General features: G+C 73.7%; 16 protein-coding genes. 12 read left to right on the forward strand and 4 right to left on the reverse strand.

What is annotated here, in order from left to right:
* Positions 1 to 91 precede the first annotated feature (91 nt).
* From GKE82_RS31025 to GKE82_RS22775, 3 genes are read left to right on the forward strand one after another with little or no spacing between them, the layout of a single operon-like run.
* Positions 92 to 1135, forward strand: coding sequence for a GGDEF domain-containing protein (locus tag GKE82_RS31025; protein ID WP_154734860.1), 1044 nt, complete (start codon positions 92 to 94; stop codon positions 1133 to 1135).
* A 22-nt stretch (positions 1136 to 1157) separates the two neighbouring features.
* Positions 1158 to 1859, forward strand: a complete 702-nt coding sequence (locus tag GKE82_RS31030; RefSeq protein WP_309233775.1) for a TrmH family RNA methyltransferase — start codon at positions 1158 to 1160, stop codon at positions 1857 to 1859.
* Positions 1860 to 1872: 13 nt separating this feature from the next.
* Positions 1873 to 2976 (forward strand): metallophosphoesterase, encoded by a 1104-nt coding sequence (locus GKE82_RS22775; protein WP_154734861.1) that lies wholly within the window; start codon positions 1873 to 1875, stop codon positions 2974 to 2976.
* Positions 2977 to 3008: 32 nt separating this feature from the next.
* Here the strand turns inward: GKE82_RS22775 and GKE82_RS22780 are convergent, their stop codons facing one another.
* On the reverse strand, positions 3009 to 3752 hold the full coding sequence (locus GKE82_RS22780) for a DipZ protein (protein ID WP_154734862.1): 744 nt from the start codon (positions 3750 to 3752) through the stop codon (positions 3009 to 3011).
* Positions 3753 to 4000: 248 nt separating this feature from the next.
* Between GKE82_RS22780 and GKE82_RS22785 the strand changes: the two genes are divergently transcribed.
* On the forward strand, positions 4001 to 4714 hold the full coding sequence (locus GKE82_RS22785) for a hypothetical protein (protein WP_154734863.1): 714 nt from the start codon (positions 4001 to 4003) through the stop codon (positions 4712 to 4714).
* A gap of 89 nt (positions 4715 to 4803) precedes the next feature.
* Positions 4804 to 6414, forward strand: coding sequence for a fenitrothion hydrolase (locus GKE82_RS22790; RefSeq protein ID WP_154734864.1), 1611 nt, complete (start codon positions 4804 to 4806; stop codon positions 6412 to 6414).
* Here GKE82_RS22790 and GKE82_RS22795 read toward each other — a convergent pair.
* Complete coding sequence (locus tag GKE82_RS22795; protein WP_107570118.1) at positions 6392 to 6655, reverse strand: hypothetical protein; 264 nt, start codon at positions 6653 to 6655, stop codon at positions 6392 to 6394. The two genes, GKE82_RS22790 and GKE82_RS22795, sit on opposite strands and share 23 nt — an antisense overlap.
* A gap of 99 nt (positions 6656 to 6754) precedes the next feature.
* On the opposite strand from GKE82_RS22795, the gene GKE82_RS22800 reads away from it, so the two are divergent.
* Positions 6755 to 7369: an SCO family protein gene (locus GKE82_RS22800; protein ID WP_154734865.1), complete on the forward strand. Its 615-nt coding sequence runs from the start codon at positions 6755 to 6757 to the stop codon at positions 7367 to 7369.
* Between the two features lie 10 nt (positions 7370 to 7379).
* On the opposite strand, the gene GKE82_RS22805 is transcribed toward GKE82_RS22800, so the two are convergent.
* Together GKE82_RS22805 and GKE82_RS22810 are read right to left on the reverse strand one after the other, a co-directional pair.
* Positions 7380 to 8012, reverse strand: a complete 633-nt coding sequence (locus GKE82_RS22805; protein WP_107570116.1) for a response regulator transcription factor — start codon at positions 8010 to 8012, stop codon at positions 7380 to 7382.
* Positions 8009 to 8788: a sensor histidine kinase gene (locus tag GKE82_RS22810; RefSeq protein ID WP_154734866.1), complete on the reverse strand. Its 780-nt coding sequence runs from the start codon at positions 8786 to 8788 to the stop codon at positions 8009 to 8011. Before GKE82_RS22810 ends, GKE82_RS22805 begins: the two co-directional genes overlap by 4 nt.
* A 519-nt stretch (positions 8789 to 9307) precedes the next feature.
* Between GKE82_RS22810 and moeB the strand changes: the two genes are divergently transcribed.
* From moeB to GKE82_RS22840, 6 genes are all read left to right on the forward strand, one after another.
* On the forward strand, positions 9308 to 10489 hold the full coding sequence (moeB, locus tag GKE82_RS22815; RefSeq protein WP_154734867.1) for a molybdopterin-synthase adenylyltransferase MoeB: 1182 nt from the start codon (positions 9308 to 9310) through the stop codon (positions 10487 to 10489).
* Positions 10490 to 10559: 70 nt separating this feature from the next.
* Positions 10560 to 10838, forward strand: coding sequence for a ubiquitin-like small modifier protein 1 (locus GKE82_RS22820; protein ID WP_107570113.1), 279 nt, complete (start codon positions 10560 to 10562; stop codon positions 10836 to 10838).
* Positions 10839 to 10997: 159 nt separating this feature from the next.
* Entirely contained in the window at positions 10998 to 12482 is a 1485-nt protein-coding gene (locus tag GKE82_RS22825; RefSeq protein WP_154734868.1) for a hypothetical protein, read from the forward strand.
* Positions 12483 to 12555: 73 nt separating this feature from the next.
* Positions 12556 to 13530, forward strand: a complete 975-nt coding sequence (locus GKE82_RS22830; RefSeq protein ID WP_107570111.1) for a PLP-dependent cysteine synthase family protein — start codon at positions 12556 to 12558, stop codon at positions 13528 to 13530.
* Between the two features lie 64 nt (positions 13531 to 13594).
* Positions 13595 to 13777: a twin-arginine translocase TatA/TatE family subunit gene (locus tag GKE82_RS22835; RefSeq protein ID WP_154734869.1), complete on the forward strand. Its 183-nt coding sequence runs from the start codon at positions 13595 to 13597 to the stop codon at positions 13775 to 13777.
* 12 nt (positions 13778 to 13789) lie between these two features.
* Positions 13790 to 14185 (forward strand): Mov34/MPN/PAD-1 family protein, encoded by a 396-nt coding sequence (locus GKE82_RS22840; RefSeq protein ID WP_107570110.1) that lies wholly within the window; start codon positions 13790 to 13792, stop codon positions 14183 to 14185.
* The last annotated feature ends 1 nt before the right edge of the window (position 14186 follow it).

Below are 14186 nucleotides of genomic sequence, written 5' to 3' on the forward strand. Positions count from 1 at the left end.
CCCGCGCGCGGTCGCCGCACCGCGCGCCCGCCACATCGGTCATCCGTCCAGGGGGATCGCACCGCGACCCGTCCGCGCCGACGACCGGGGCGTGACCGAGCCCACCGAGCGCCGCCCGTCCCTGGACCTCCCGTACGTCGAGACCGAGCACGAGCAGGTCGCGCGGCTCGGCGCCGTCGCCGGGCGCCTCGTCGCGCTCGTCTGGCTGCTGGCGCTCTGCGGCGCCCTGCTGGGCGGCGATCCCGCCCCGGCCGCGGACCTCGCGCTCGTCGTCGCCTCCACCGGCACGCTCATCGGCGCGCTGCTGTGCCGGGCCCGCACCGTCCGTCACGGTCGCGCCGCCCGCCAGGTGCTCGCGGGCACCGTCACGCTGCACGCCGCGGCCGCGGCGCTGGCCCTCGACGGCTCCGGGGCGGCCACCGTCGGCGGCTTCGTCCTCGCCGCCGCGTTCGCGGGCGCGGTCCTGCGCCCGCCGGTCCTCGCGGGCCTCCACGTGGCCGTCGCTACGACGGCCCCCGTCCTGATCGCCGGCCTCGCTCCCGAGCGCGCGCCCGACGCGCTGCCGACCGCCCTGGGCCTCGCGCCCGCGGTCGCCGCGGTCGGCGTGCTCATCGCCGTCCTGCACGAGCACGCCATCCGCCGCGAGCTCGCCTACCGGGCGCTCGCCCGGCGTGACCCGCTCACCGGCGTGGGCAACTACCGCCGGCTGCACGAGCGCCTCGCGGAGACCGTCGCCCGCGACCCGCGCCGCTTCGCCCTGCTGACGATGGACGTCGACCACTTCAAGGCGGTCAACGACCGCTACGGCCACCTCGAGGGCGACCGGCTGCTGCGGGAGGTCGGTCGCGCGCTGGTCGACAACGTCCGCGGCAAGGACGTCGTCGCCCGCCAGGGCGGCGACGAGTTCGCCGTGCTGGCCCCCGAGACCGACGAACACGGCGCGCAGCTGCTCGCGGCGCGGATCGAGCGCGCCCTGCAGGAGATCCGCGTCGAGGACCGCGAGGAGGTCCGCGCGTCGATCGGCATCGCGGTCTACCCCCAGGACGGCACCACCGTCGAGGAGCTGCTCGCGCGCTCCGACGACGCGCTGCGCCGCGAGAAGGCCCACCGGCGCGAGCCGGTCGCCGCACGCTGACCGCGCGCGCGATGATGCGCGCGTGGACGACGTCCTCCTGGAGGGCCTGCACGCCCTGAAGCACGCGCGGCGCTTCGGCGCGGCTATCACCGACGTGCGCGTCGCGGCGCGCCCCGCGGCGCTGGAGCTGGCCGCGACGCTCGCCCCGGACCTCGTGCCGCTGCTGCAGGCCGCCGAGGAGGTGGGGGAGGCGGGCATCGCCGCCGCCACCGCGCGGCCCGTCCCGACCGGGGTGCTGGCCCGCGCCCGGCGCCCGCGGCCGACGCTCGAGGACGCGCTGCGCGCCCCGGGGCCGGTCGTCCTGCTCGACGACCCGCGCGACCCGGGCAACGTCGGTGCCGCGGTGCGCGTCGCCGCGGCCGCCGGGGTCGCCGCCGTGCTCGTGGTCGGGCGGCTCGACCCCTGGCACCCGGTGTGCCTGCGCGGCGGCGCCGGGCTCCAGTTCGCCCAGCCGGTGCTGCGGCTCGACGCGCTCCCCGACGACCTCGCCGGACGGCCGCTCGTGGCGCTCGACGCCGACGGCGACCGGCGGCTCGCGGACGAGCCCGCCGGCCCGCCCGCCCCGGTCCTCGCCTTCGGCACCGAGCGCCACGGGCTCGGGGCGGCGGTCCGCGCCCGGGCCGACCGGACGGTCGCGATCCCGATGCGGGCCGGGGTCAGCAGCCTCAACCTCGCCACGTCCGTCGCCGCGGTCCTCTACGGGCGGTCGGGCGCCGCCGGGTAGCCTCCCTCGCCGCGTGCGCACCACCGTCATCAGCGACCTGCACCTCGGCGCCCATCGCGCGGTCGACGTGCTGCGCCGGCCCGGCCCGCTCGCGGGCCTGCGGGCCGCGCTCGCCGGGACCGACCGGCTCGTCCTGCTCGGCGACGTCGTCGAGCTGCGGCAGGGCCCGCTGCGCGACGCGCTCGCCGCGGCGCTCCCCGTCCTCGCCGCACTCGGCGAGACGCTCGGCCCGGACGGCGAGATCCTCCTCGTCACCGGCAACCACGACCACCACCTGATCGCCCCGTGGCTGGAGGCGCGCGCGGTCCCCGACCCACCGCCGCCGCTCGGGCTCGAGCGACGCCTGACCGTGCGCGAGCTCGAGCGGGTCCCGGCGCTGCGGGCGATCCGCGACGCGGTCCGGCCCGCCCGCCTGGTCGTCGCGTTCCCCGGGGTGGCGCTGCGCGACGACGTGTACGCCCTGCACGGCCACTACCTCGACCGCGTCACGACGCTGCCGAGCTTCGAGCGGCTGGCGCTCGGGGCGATGGCGCGCGTCGTCGGCGAGGTGCCCGAGGGGCGCGGCGCGGCGACCGCCGAGGACTTCGAGGCGGGCCTGCAGCCCCTCTACGCGTGGATGCACGCGCTCGCGCAGAGCCCGGCGGGCACCTGGTCGGCGGGCACCCAGAAGACCTCGGCCTCGACCTGGAAGGTCCTCGCCGGCGACCTCGGCGACCGCCGCCGCAGCCCGCGCGAGCTGCTGCTCACCCGCGCGTTCCCGCTCGCGGTCGGCGCGCTGAACCGGGCGCGGATCGGCCCGCTGAGCGCCGACATCTCCGCGCCGGAGCTGCGCCGCGCCGGCCTGGGCGCGATCGGCGAGGTCGTCTGGCGGCTCGGCATCACGGCAGAGCACGTGATCTTCGGCCACACCCACCGTGCCGGCCCGCTGCCCGGCGATCACCGTCACGAGTGGCTCGTCCCCGGCACCGGCGCGCGGCTGTGGAACGGGGGCAGCTGGGTCGACGAGCCGGTCTTCTCCGGCGGCGACCCCGACGGCCCGTACTTCGCGGGCCGCGCCGTCGTCCTGGACGACGACGCGCCGCCGCGCCTGGAGCGGCTCGTCGCCGCGCTCGACTGACCGTCCGGCCCGGCGGCCCGGCGGCCCGGCGCTCAGGCGGCGAGGCCGGCGCCGAAGCAGGTGGCGTGCACGGTCACGCCGTCGCCGGGCTCGAGGGCCAGGACGCCCTCGGTGTGGCGGTCGTGCTCGACGAGCAGGACCGCGCCCGGGTGCTCGACCGCGACCGTGCGTCCGTCGACGTGCAGGGCGCCGGCGCCCGACACGACCGCCCAGACCTCGCCGGCCTCGTAGGGGCCGCTGTAGGCGCCCTCCACGTCCGCCGTGGGCACGACGACCATCGCCGCCGGGTCGTCCTGCGGGCGGACGTAGGGGACCGGCTCGCGCTCGACGCCGAGCAGCTCCTGGATCGCCCGCTCGGTGCCGTGGTAGTCGCCCTCGCCGTGGTGGTACTCGAACAGCTTGCCCTGCTGGTCGAACAGGTAGCGCGACGGCCAGCCGCGGTTGGCGAACCACGTCCAGATCTCCAGCTGCGGGTCGAGCACGACCGGGTGCTCGATCCCCAGGCGCGCGACCGCCGCGCGCACCGCGTCCTCGTCGTGCCCGGGCGGGAAGCCCGCGGCATGCACCGAGATGACGCGCAGGCCCGCGGCCTCGTAGCGCTCGTGCCAGGCCTGCACGTACGGGAGCGTGTGCAGCGAGTTGGGCCGGCAGAAGTCCCAGAACTCGATGAGCACGGGACGGCCGATCTGCTTGTCCATCCGCAGCGGCGCGACGTTGACCCACGGCAGGCGAGCGGGGAACGGCGGGGCGGCGATGGTGTCGACGGGGGCACGCATGGGAGGGCCGGGACCGTAGTACATCCGTCCGCGCGGGCCGGGGCCCGCAACACGGACGCGGTCGGGGCGTTCAGGATGCAGCATCTCGCCCGTGGGCGCCGTGCTCTGGATCCGCGCTCAAGGTTCTTGGACGCATGTCCGATACGGAAGCAGCGGGCCGGCCGGCGGGATTTCCCACCGGGGTCTCCCACCCTGGTAGAGCTGGTCACCCACCCCATCCCCATCAGTCCCCAGTAGCAGGAGGAAGAATGCGCAAGTCCGCGCTGCTCGCGACGGCCCTCTCGGTCGTCGCCGTCCCCGTCGCCGGCGTCGCCTACGCGGCGACCGTCGACCAGTCGATCGACGTGACGGTCAGCCCGTCGAAGGCCGGCACGGCGAAGAAGCCGGCCGCCGTGAAGCTCAAGGTCGACATCAAGACGAAGAAGAAGGTCGCGTCGGAGACGTTCGCGACCCGTTCTGCGGTCATCTCGTTCGACAAGAACCTCGTGTTCAACCCGTCGTCGTTCGCGACCTGCACCCAGGCGACCGTCCAGGCCAACGAGGCCGGCTGCGCGAAGGGCTCGAAGGTCGGCAGCGGCACCGCGGTCGGCGAGGCCCTCGGCCAGGTCGCCAACCTCAAGGTCTCCGCCTTCAACGGCCCGAAGAGCACGCTGAACCTGCACGTGACGGGCTCGGCGCCGCTGGCGATCGACTCGGTCATCGTCGGCAAGCTCGGCAAGGCGTCGGGTAAGTACGGCACGAAGCTCACGGTCACGATCCCGACGACCCTGCAGCAGCCGCTGCCGGGCGTGTTCGCGACGCTGACCTCGTTCGTCACGACGATCGACAAGAAGACCTCCAAGGGCAAGCCGTACGTCGGCCTGAAGGGCTGCTCGGGCGGCAAGCTCGCGTTCAAGGGCGACTTCGTCTTCAGCGACGGCACGAAGGCCTCCGCGACGGACTCGGTGGCCTGCAAGAAGTAGCGACCGCGCGCCGGGCCCCGAGGGCCTGACGCACCGAGGGGGCGGGGTCGGCGCGACCCCGCCCCCTCGCGCTTCCTAGAATCGGGTGGATGCGCCGGCTCCCGACGACGCTCGTCCTCCTCGCGGGGCTGCTGCTCCTCTCCGTCCTCGGACCGGAGGTCGCTGCCGCGCACGGCCTCGTCGGCAAGCAGGACCTGCCGATCCCGCGCTGGCTGTTCACCTGGGCGGCCGCGGTGGTGCTCGTCGTGAGCTTCGTCGCGCTCGCGGTCCTGTGGCCCAAGCCGCGGCTCGAGCGCCAGGACGCGGACGGCACGCGGGTCCTGTCGGTGCCCGTCGTCCTCGAGGTGCTCGCGGGGGCGGTCGGCGTGCTGCTGTTCGTGCTGGCGGTCTACGCGGGCCTGGCGGGCACGCAGACGGAGTCCGCGAACCTCGCCCCGACGCTCGTCTACGTCTACTTCTGGGTCGGGATCCCGGTGCTGTCGCTCGTCCTCGGCGACGTGTTCCGGGCGCTGAACCCGTGGCGCGCGATCGCCCGTGCGGCGTCCTGGGTCGCGGGCCGGGTGGCCGGGAGCGGCGAGCTGCCCGAGCCGACCGCCTACCCGGCGCGGCTCGGCCAGTGGCCCGCCGCGGTCGTGATCCTCGCGTTCACGTGGGTGGAGCTCGTGTACGGCAACGGCGGCGACCCGTCGACGCTGGCGCTGCTCGCGCTCGCCTACGCGGCGCTCCAGCTCGTCGGTATGAGCCTCTACGGCATCGAGCCGTGGACCCGCAACGCGGACGGCTTCTCCGTCTACTTCTCGCTCTTCGCGACGCTCTCGCCGCTGCACTGGGAGGGCCGCACGCTGCGTCGCCGCCGGCCGCTCGTCGGCGCGACGCGGATCGTCGCGGTGCCCGGGACCGTCGCGCTGCTCGCCGTCATGATCGGCACGACGAGCTTCGACGGGCTCAGCGGCGGCGAGGTCTGGACCGACCTCGCGCCCGACCTGCAGCAGGCGTTCATCGACCTCGGCCTGTCCAGCGGGGCGGCGCTCGAGGTGGCGTTCTCGATCGGGATGGCCGCGGTCGTGCTGCTGGTCGCCGGGCTCTACCGCCTCGGGGTCGTCGGCATGCGCTCGATCGGCGGCGGCATGGACGCCGAGATGCTGTCGCGCCGCTTCGCCCACACGCTCGTGCCGATCGCGCTCGCGTACGTCATCGCCCACTACTTCTCGCTGCTGGCCTACAACGGGCAGTCGATCGCCTACCTCGCCTCCGACCCGCTGGGCGACGGCTCCGACCTCTTCGGCACCGCGACCGCGACGATCGACTACGGCATCCTGACCGCCAACGCGATCTGGTACGTGCAGGTCGGGGCGCTCGTCCTCGGGCACGTCGCGGGGCTCGTGCTGGCGCACGAGCGGGCGCTCGTGCTCTATCGGCGCGCACGCGATGCCACCCGCAGTCAATACTGGATGCTCGCGGTGATGGTCGGATTCACCAGCCTGGGGCTCTGGCTCCCTCTCCGCGCAGGCCTCATGACCCTCCCGATCGCCCACGCGGGCCACTGGCTCGTCTCGCTGCTCTACCTCGCGCCCGTCGTGATCCTCGTCGGTGCGCTGATGGTCGCGCGCGCCCGCGACGAGGGCCTCGAGGACGGCGACGACCCCGTCTTCGCGGACGGGGCCTTCGACGACGACCTCAGCCCGCGGGCGCCGCGCTGAGCGGCCGTACGGCCGCCGCGTACGCGTCGGCGGCGGCGTCGGCCCGGTCGGCCGCCGCGACGTAGACCGCGTAGGCGGTGCGGCCCGGGGACGCGGCCCAGGCGGCGTACGCGTCGAGCGCCTCGTCCTGCGCGGCGCGCCAGGCGTCGTGCAGCTCGCAGCCGGGGCGCCAGTGGCGCACGACGATCTCGCACGTGTCGTGCAGCTCGTCCAGCAGCTCGTGGATGGTCGATCGGCGCATCGTTCTTCCTCTAGAACGGATCGAACCCCGGGACGGTTCAGAAGTTGTGTCGCAGCTTCGCGGCGCGCGCCCGCGGTCCTGCCTGCGTACCCTGTGGGCATGCGGGTCACGCGCCTCCACCTCGCGCTCGCCACGCTGCTGGCGTGCACGTTCGCCGCCCTGTGCGGCGCGCTCCTCGCCACCGCCGGGCAGGACGACGAGCCCACGCAGGCCCTGGGCTTCCGCGGCGCGCTCGCGCCCGCGGACGTGCCGCCGAAGGACTTCCGCCTGCGCGACCAGGACGGCCGCGTCGCGTCGCTGAAGGAGTACCGGGGGAAGGTCGTCGCCCTCACGTTCCTCTACACGACCTGCGAGGACACCTGCCCGATCGCCGCCGACCAGATCCGCGCGGCGTTCGATCGTCTCGGCCACGACGTCCCGGCGCTGGCGGTGTCCGTCGACCCGGCCAACGACGACGCCGACCAGGCCCGGAAGTTCCTGCTCAAGCGGCGCCTGACGAACGGCCGCATGCGGTTCCTGCTCGGCGACCGGCAGACGCTCGCGCCGATCTGGAAGTTCTACGGCGTGGCCCCGCAGGGCGACGAGTTCGACCACACCGCGCGTGTCCTGCTGATCGACCGCAGCGGCCGCCAGCGCATCGCGTTCCCGATCGACCAGCTGACCCCCGAGGCGCTGGCCCACGACATCGCCAAGCTCGAGGCCGAGCCGTCCTGAGGACGGCCGCTCAGGGCTCGACGAGCCCGCGCCGGATCGCGTAGCGCACGAGCTCGACGCGATCGCGCATGCCGAGCTTGCGCAGCAGGTTCCCGCGGTGGGACTCCACGGTCTTCTCCGACAGGTGGAGGATCGCCCCGATCTCGCGGTTGGTGTGCGCCTCGGCGATGAGCTTCAGGACCTCCTGCTCGCGCGGCGAGAGCGGCTCGCTCGGCCCGGACCCGGGGTCGGCGAGCCACTCGCGCACGAGCCGCCGCTGCCCGGCGCTGGTGAGGAACGGCTCGCCGCGCGAGACGGCGCGCACGGCGTCGACGAGGTCGTGGTCGGCCTCGGTCTTCAGGACGTAGCCGCCCGCGCCGGCCTTCAGCGCCTCGAAGAGGTAGCGCTCGTCGTCGTGCATCGACAGCACGAGCACGTGGACCGCGGGCGCCTGCGCCTTGATCTCGCGCGTGGCCTGCAGCCCGGTGAGCTTCGGCATCGACACGTCGAGCACGCAGAGGTCGGGCCGGTGGCGCAGCGCCTGCGCGACCGCCTCGGCGCCGTCGGCCGCCTCGGCGACGACCTCCATGTCGGGCTGGCGGTCCAGGAGGAGGCGCAGGCCTCCGCGGACGACGCCGTGGTCGTCGGCGACGAGCAGCTTCACGGGGCTCCGATCGGGATGGGGGTGGGGGCGCGGACGGCGAGGGCCAGCTCGACGGTGGTGCCCGCACCGGGGCGCGAGCGGACCGACAGGCGCCCGCCGACGAGCCGCGCGCGCTCGCGCATGCCCTCCAGGCCGGTGCCGTCGGCGTGCCGGGGCGCGAAGCCGCAGCCGTCGTCGCAGACGCGCACGACGGGACCGGCGGCGCCCGGGGTGACCTCGACGGTCACGTGGCGCGCGCGGGCGTGGCGGAAGACGTTGGAGAGGCTCTCCTGGACGACCCGGTAGACGACGAGCTGCTCGTCGGGGTCGAGCGCGTCGAGGTCGACGGTGGGGGCGAGGTCGAGCCGGGCGCGCGCCCCGCCCGGCGTGCGGAAGCGGTCGACCTGGCCGTGGAGCGCCTCGTGCAGTCCGTGGTCGTCGAGCGCGGCGGGCCGCAGCTCGCGGGCGAGCCGCAGCAGCTCGTGCATCGCCCGGGAGGCCAGCTCGCGCGTCTCGGCGAGCTCGGCCGCCAGCGCCGGCGGCGCGTCGTGCGCGGCGGCCTGGAGCCGCAGCAGCAGGCCGGTGAGCGACTGGTTGGCCTCGTCGTGCAGGTCGCGGGCGATGCGGGCGCGCTCGGCCTCCTGGCCGCGCAGGACGGCGCGCGAGGTCGTGGCGCGCTCCTCCTCGACGCGCGCGAGCATCCGGTTGAACGCCTGCTGCAGTCGGGCGACCTCCTCGGTGTCCGCGTGCCCGACCGTCGCGCGGACGCCCGGGTGGGCGAGGTCGACGCGCTCCATCGTGGCGATGAGCTCCTCCAGCGGGGCGAAGCGGCGGCGCAGGACGAGGCCGTTGACGAGGATCGACGCGAGGATCGCGGCGGTGAGCAGCAGCTGGCTCTGGGTGGAGGCGAGGTCCTGGATGCGGACGTCGTCGCCGACCGCGGAGGCGAGGATGGCGGCGCAGACGAGCAGCGCGTTGACGGCGAGGGACCTGGGCCGCCAGGGAGGGGCGGCGGCGGGTGGGGGAGCGGCGGAGCATGGGATGGGGTCTGCACCCCATATCGGCGCCGCCGCCGCGGTCCGATACCCCTGGTGGGCGCGCCACGGAGATCGCGCCCCCCCACCACCCGAGACCTGCCCGTAGCGGACCGGGAGGCGCCCGCCGGATTGCGGCCGACGGAGACGCGCGTGGGCCTGTGGACACGACGAGCCCGGAGCGCCGGAAGGACCGGCGCTCCGGGCTCGTGTCGTTGGCGCAACGGTGTCGCTATACTTTCTGAAGTCGAATACCCGACCGCGATTCAGGTGATTAACGGGATGACCCCCTCGGGCAGCGAGTTCATCAAGCAGGTCAAGAGCGAGATCACGGAGGTCGACCCCTCCGAGGTCGCCCAGCTCCTCGGAGAGGACGTCGCGATCGTCGACGTCCGCGAGACCGACGAGGTGAGTGCCGGCAAGCTGCCGGGCGCCGCCCACGTGGCCCGCGGGTTCCTCGAGTCGCGCATCGAGTCGGTCGCCCCCGACCGCTCGCAGCGCGTGATCCTCTACTGCGCCTCCGGCAACCGCTCGGCGCTCGCCGCCAAGACGCTCATCGACGATCTCGGCTACGAGCACGTCGAGTCGATGACCGGCGGCTACACCCTCTGGAAGGACCGCGGCTACGACGTCGAGGTCCCGTTCCAGTGGACGGGCGACCAGCGCCAGCGCTACTCCCGGCACTTCCTGCTCCCGGAGGTCGGGGAGGACGGCCAGCAGAAGCTGCTCGAGTCGAAGGTCCTGCTGCTCGGCGCCGGCGGGCTCGGCTCGCCGACCGCGTTCTACCTCGCCGCCGCGGGCGTCGGCACGCTGGGCATCGTCGACGACGACACCGTCGACGTCTCGAACCTGCAGCGCCAGATCATCCACCGCACCGACACCGTCGGCGTCGCGAAGGTCGACTCGGCCGAGCAGGCGATCAACGCGCTGAACCCCGACGTGAAGGTCGTGAAGTACGAGACGCGCCTGGACGCCTCGAACATCGTCGACATCATCAAGGACTACGACATCATCGTCGACGGCGTCGACAACTTCCCGACGCGGTACCTGCTCAACGACGCGACCGTGCGGCTGAAGATCCCGGTCGTCAGCGCCGCCATCCTCGGCTTCGAGGGCCAGCTCAGCGTCTTCAAGCCCTACGAGGGCCCGTGCTACCGCTGCCTCTTCCGGCAGCCGCCGCCGGCCGAGCTCGCGCCGTCGTGCGGGGCCAACGGCGTCCTCGGCGTCCTGCCGGGCACGATGGGCCTGCTCCAGGCCACCGAGGTCATCAAGCTCATCCTCGGCGCCGGCGACCCGCTGATCGGCCGCCTGCTCATGTACGACGCCCTCGACGCGTCGACGACCGAGCTGAAGGTGCGCCGCGACCCGGAGTGCCCGATCTGCTCGCGCGACCCGGAGGAGATCTCCGACGACGAGCTCGGTGTCTTCCCCGACTACGAGGCGTTCTGCGCCGCGGCGGGCTGACCGCCCGGCGCCCCCCCCGCCGGCCCCGGCCGGCACTCCGACCCCGACTCCGGAATCATCTCCTGAACCTATGGCCACGATTCGCATCCCCCCGGTCCTCCGTCCCGCCGTCGGCGGCGAGCGCGAGGTCGTCGCCGAGGGTGCCGACGTCGGCGCGGTGCTCACCGCGCTGACCGAGCAGCACCCCGAGACGAAGGCGCAGATCTTCGGCGCCGACGGCGACCTCAACCGGTACGTCAACGTCTACCTCAACGACGAGGACGTCCGCGTCCTCGACGGGCTGCAGACGGCCGTCGGCGCGTCCGACAGCCTCGTCATCCTGCCGGCGATGGCCGGCGGCGCCGCCTGATCAGCCGCTCGCGGGCCGTCCGCCGTCGCGGGCGGCCCACCGAAAAGCCGCACCTGTCGCAGCTGAACCCGTAGACTGCGCCGCGGGCAGGGTCGAACGTTCCCGTTTCGACTCGTGGAGGCACCCCCCGTGAAGGGTCATCGCAGGAAGCTGACGGGCGTGGCGCTCACCGCCGCCGCGCTCGCTCTCGGCGTCGCCGGCAGCGCGCACGCCGCCCCGTATCCCCCGCAGGCGCTCGGCGTCGACACCGAGGGCAACGCCTACGCCGGGCTCGACGGCGTCGTCAAGGTCCTCAGCCCCTCGGGCGCGCTCCTGCGCCAGTGGGGCAGCAGCGGCGACGCGCCCGGCCAGATCAGCGGCGGCATCGCCGCGATCAGCGTCGACCCGCAGAACCGCGTCTGGACGCTCGACGGCGCCAACCGCGTGCAGGAGTTCACGCGCGACGGCGTCTACCAGCGCGGCTTCACCCTGTCCCCGTGCACCGAGCCCGCCGAGACCTGGAGCCGAGGCGGACTCGACGTCTCGAGCGCGTACGTGTTCGCGGCGAGCGTCTGCTCGGACGAGGTCGTGCGCCTCGACAAGGCGACGCTCGCCGGTCGCCGCTCCGTCACGCTGGACAACCCCGACGGCATCTCCTACAACCAGTACGCCTCCTGCGGCTACCGCGTCGCGGTCGCCGGCCACGGCAGCAAGGAGGTCACGCTCTACGACACCGACCTCGACCGCGTCGGCAGCCGCGTCATCGGCGGTCGCGTCCCGGACGTCTACCTCGACGACTTCGGCGTCGTCTTCGCGTCGGACATCGACAGCCACACGGTCCGGCTGATCGGCTGCGACGGCGTGGAGTTCCGCACCCTCGGCGGCTTCGGGTCCGCGCCCGGCAAGCTCGACAACGCGCTCGCGATCGACGTCTTCGGCCAGTACGGCGGCGACCTCGCGGGCAACGTGTTCGTCGGCGAGTACTCCAACGCGCGCGTGCAGCGGTGGAGCTCGGGCGGCTACACGTTCTACGCGACGCCGCTGGACACGACCTCGACGCCGGGGCCGACGCCCACGCCGACGCCCGACCCGACGCCCACGCCGACCCCGACTCCCACGCCCGACCCGGGCACGGGTGCGGGCCGCCCCGTCGGCGTCACGATCGAGTTCCACGCCGCGTACGTCAACAGCCGCGACGTGGAGCTGCGCATCAGCCCGCCCGCGGGCGCGACCTCGGTGCTGATCTCCAACGATGGTGGCTTCGACTTCGCCGAGCAGCGGCCGATCGCCGCCGACCAGCGCTACGCCTGGCGGCTGCCCGTCAGCGGGCTGGCGGAGCGCCTGCCACGCACTGTGTACGTCCGCTTCCCGGGCTCGGCGAACCCGACGCAGACCTTTACCGACGACATCGTGCTCGACACCACGGCGCCGGCGGTGCGGACCGTCTCGCTGCGCGGGACGACGCTGCGGGTCAGCGCCCGCGACGCGGTCTCCGGCGTCGGCTTCGTCCAGGTCGCGACCGGCACGACGGCGCGCTCGCGGCGCCTGACCGCGCGCTACGGCAAGGCCGTGAAGGTGTCGCGCAAGCTCGGCCGCCGGCCGTACGTGCGGGTCGTCGACCGCGCGGGCAACGCGGGCCGCTGGGTGCGCGTCAGGCGTCGCTAGGTCGCGGGCCCCGGAGGTGGCGCGCCGCCGCCTCCGGGGCCGCTTCCGGAGCCCCGCTACACTTCGTGAAGTCATGGCTCTCCCGCCCCTGGAGACCCGACCCTGCGGCGGTCGCTACGGCGACATCGTCGAGGCGATCGGGAACACCCCCCTCGTGGAGCTCAAGCGGCTCTCGCCCAAGCCGGGCGTCCGCATCTGGGCCAAGCTCGAGTCGGCGAACCCGACCGGGTCGATCAAGGATCGCGTCGCGAAGTCGCTGATCGAGGACGCGGAGGCCAAGGGCGCGATCAGCCCCGGCCAGACGATCCTCGAGCCGACCTCCGGGAACACCGGCATCGCACTGGCGATGATCTGTCGGCGCAAGGGCTACAAGCTCAAGGTCGTGATGCCCGACAACGTCACGCCCGAGCGCACGCAGCTGCTGCAGATGTACGGCGCCGAGATCGTCTACTCGCCGGGCAACCAGGGCTCCAACGGCGCGGTCGCGATGGCCGTCGAGATGGCGAACGCCGACGCCTCGTACTACATGCCCTACCAGTACGGGAACCCCGCGAACCCGCTGGCGCACTACAACGGCACCGCGCGGGAGATCCTCACCGAGCTCGACGGCAACGTCGACGCGTTCGTTGCGGGTCTCGGCACCGGCGGCACGCTGATGGGCAACGCCCGCCGCTTCAAGGAGGAGCTCGGGGACCGCGTGAAGATCGTCGCCGCCGAGCCGATGCAGGGCGAGCCCGTGCAGGGGCTGCGCTCGCTCGACGACGGGTTCATCCCCGAGATCATCGACCTGACCCTCCTGGACCGGAAGATCTTCGTCACGAACCGCGACGCGATCATCTGGACGCGCAAGCTGCTCGACGAGGAGGGCCTGTTCGCGGGCGTCTCCTCGGGGGCGATCGCGCGCGTGGCGGTGCGGATCGCCAACGAGATGGACGAGGGCAACGTCGTCTTCATCATCTGCGACGACGGCTGGAAGTACCTGAGCAGCGGGATCTACACGCTGCCGGTCGACGAGGTCGAGAACCTCGACTCAACCGTCTGGTGGTAATCCACGTAGGAACCCGGGAAGTCCGTCCGCGCACCCCCCTCACCCACGGAGAACTGAGCCAGTGATGCCCAACGTCGGTCCCATGGAGCTCGTGATCGTCCTCGCGATCGCCCTCATCGTCCTCGGCCCCAAGAAGCTCCCGGAGGTCGGCCGCTCGGTCGGCAACGGCCTGCGTGAGTTCAAGGAGTCGATCTCGGGCGAGCGCCGCGACGACGAGGACGACCGCCGCGCCCTCAAGGCGGACTGAGCGCCCCGACGGATGCAGATCGCTCCCGCCCTGCTCGAGCAGATCGTCGAGCACGCGCGCCGCGACGTGTCCGAGGAGTGCTGCGGCGTCGTCGCCACGCGCGACGGCGTCGCGGTCGCTGTGCACGAGCTCGAGAACACCGCGCACGACAAGCGCCGCTTCGAGATCGACGGCCTCGTCCTGCTGCGGCTCGTCGACGAGCTCGAGGACCGCGGCGAGGAGCTCGGCGCGATCTACCACTCGCACGTCATGTCGGCGCCCGAGCCGTCCCAGACCGACCTGAACTTCGGCGCGCTGTGGCCCGGTGTCGAGTGGATCATCGTCGGCCTCAAGGACGCCGAGCCCGAGGTCCGGTCCTGGCTGATCGAGGACGGGGACTACCGCGAGGTCGCCCTCACGTCGGAGTAGC

The organism is Conexibacter sp. W3-3-2, from assembly GCF_009707605.1.
Taxonomy (GTDB): Bacteria; Actinomycetota; Thermoleophilia; order Solirubrobacterales; family Solirubrobacteraceae; genus Paraconexibacter; species Paraconexibacter algicola.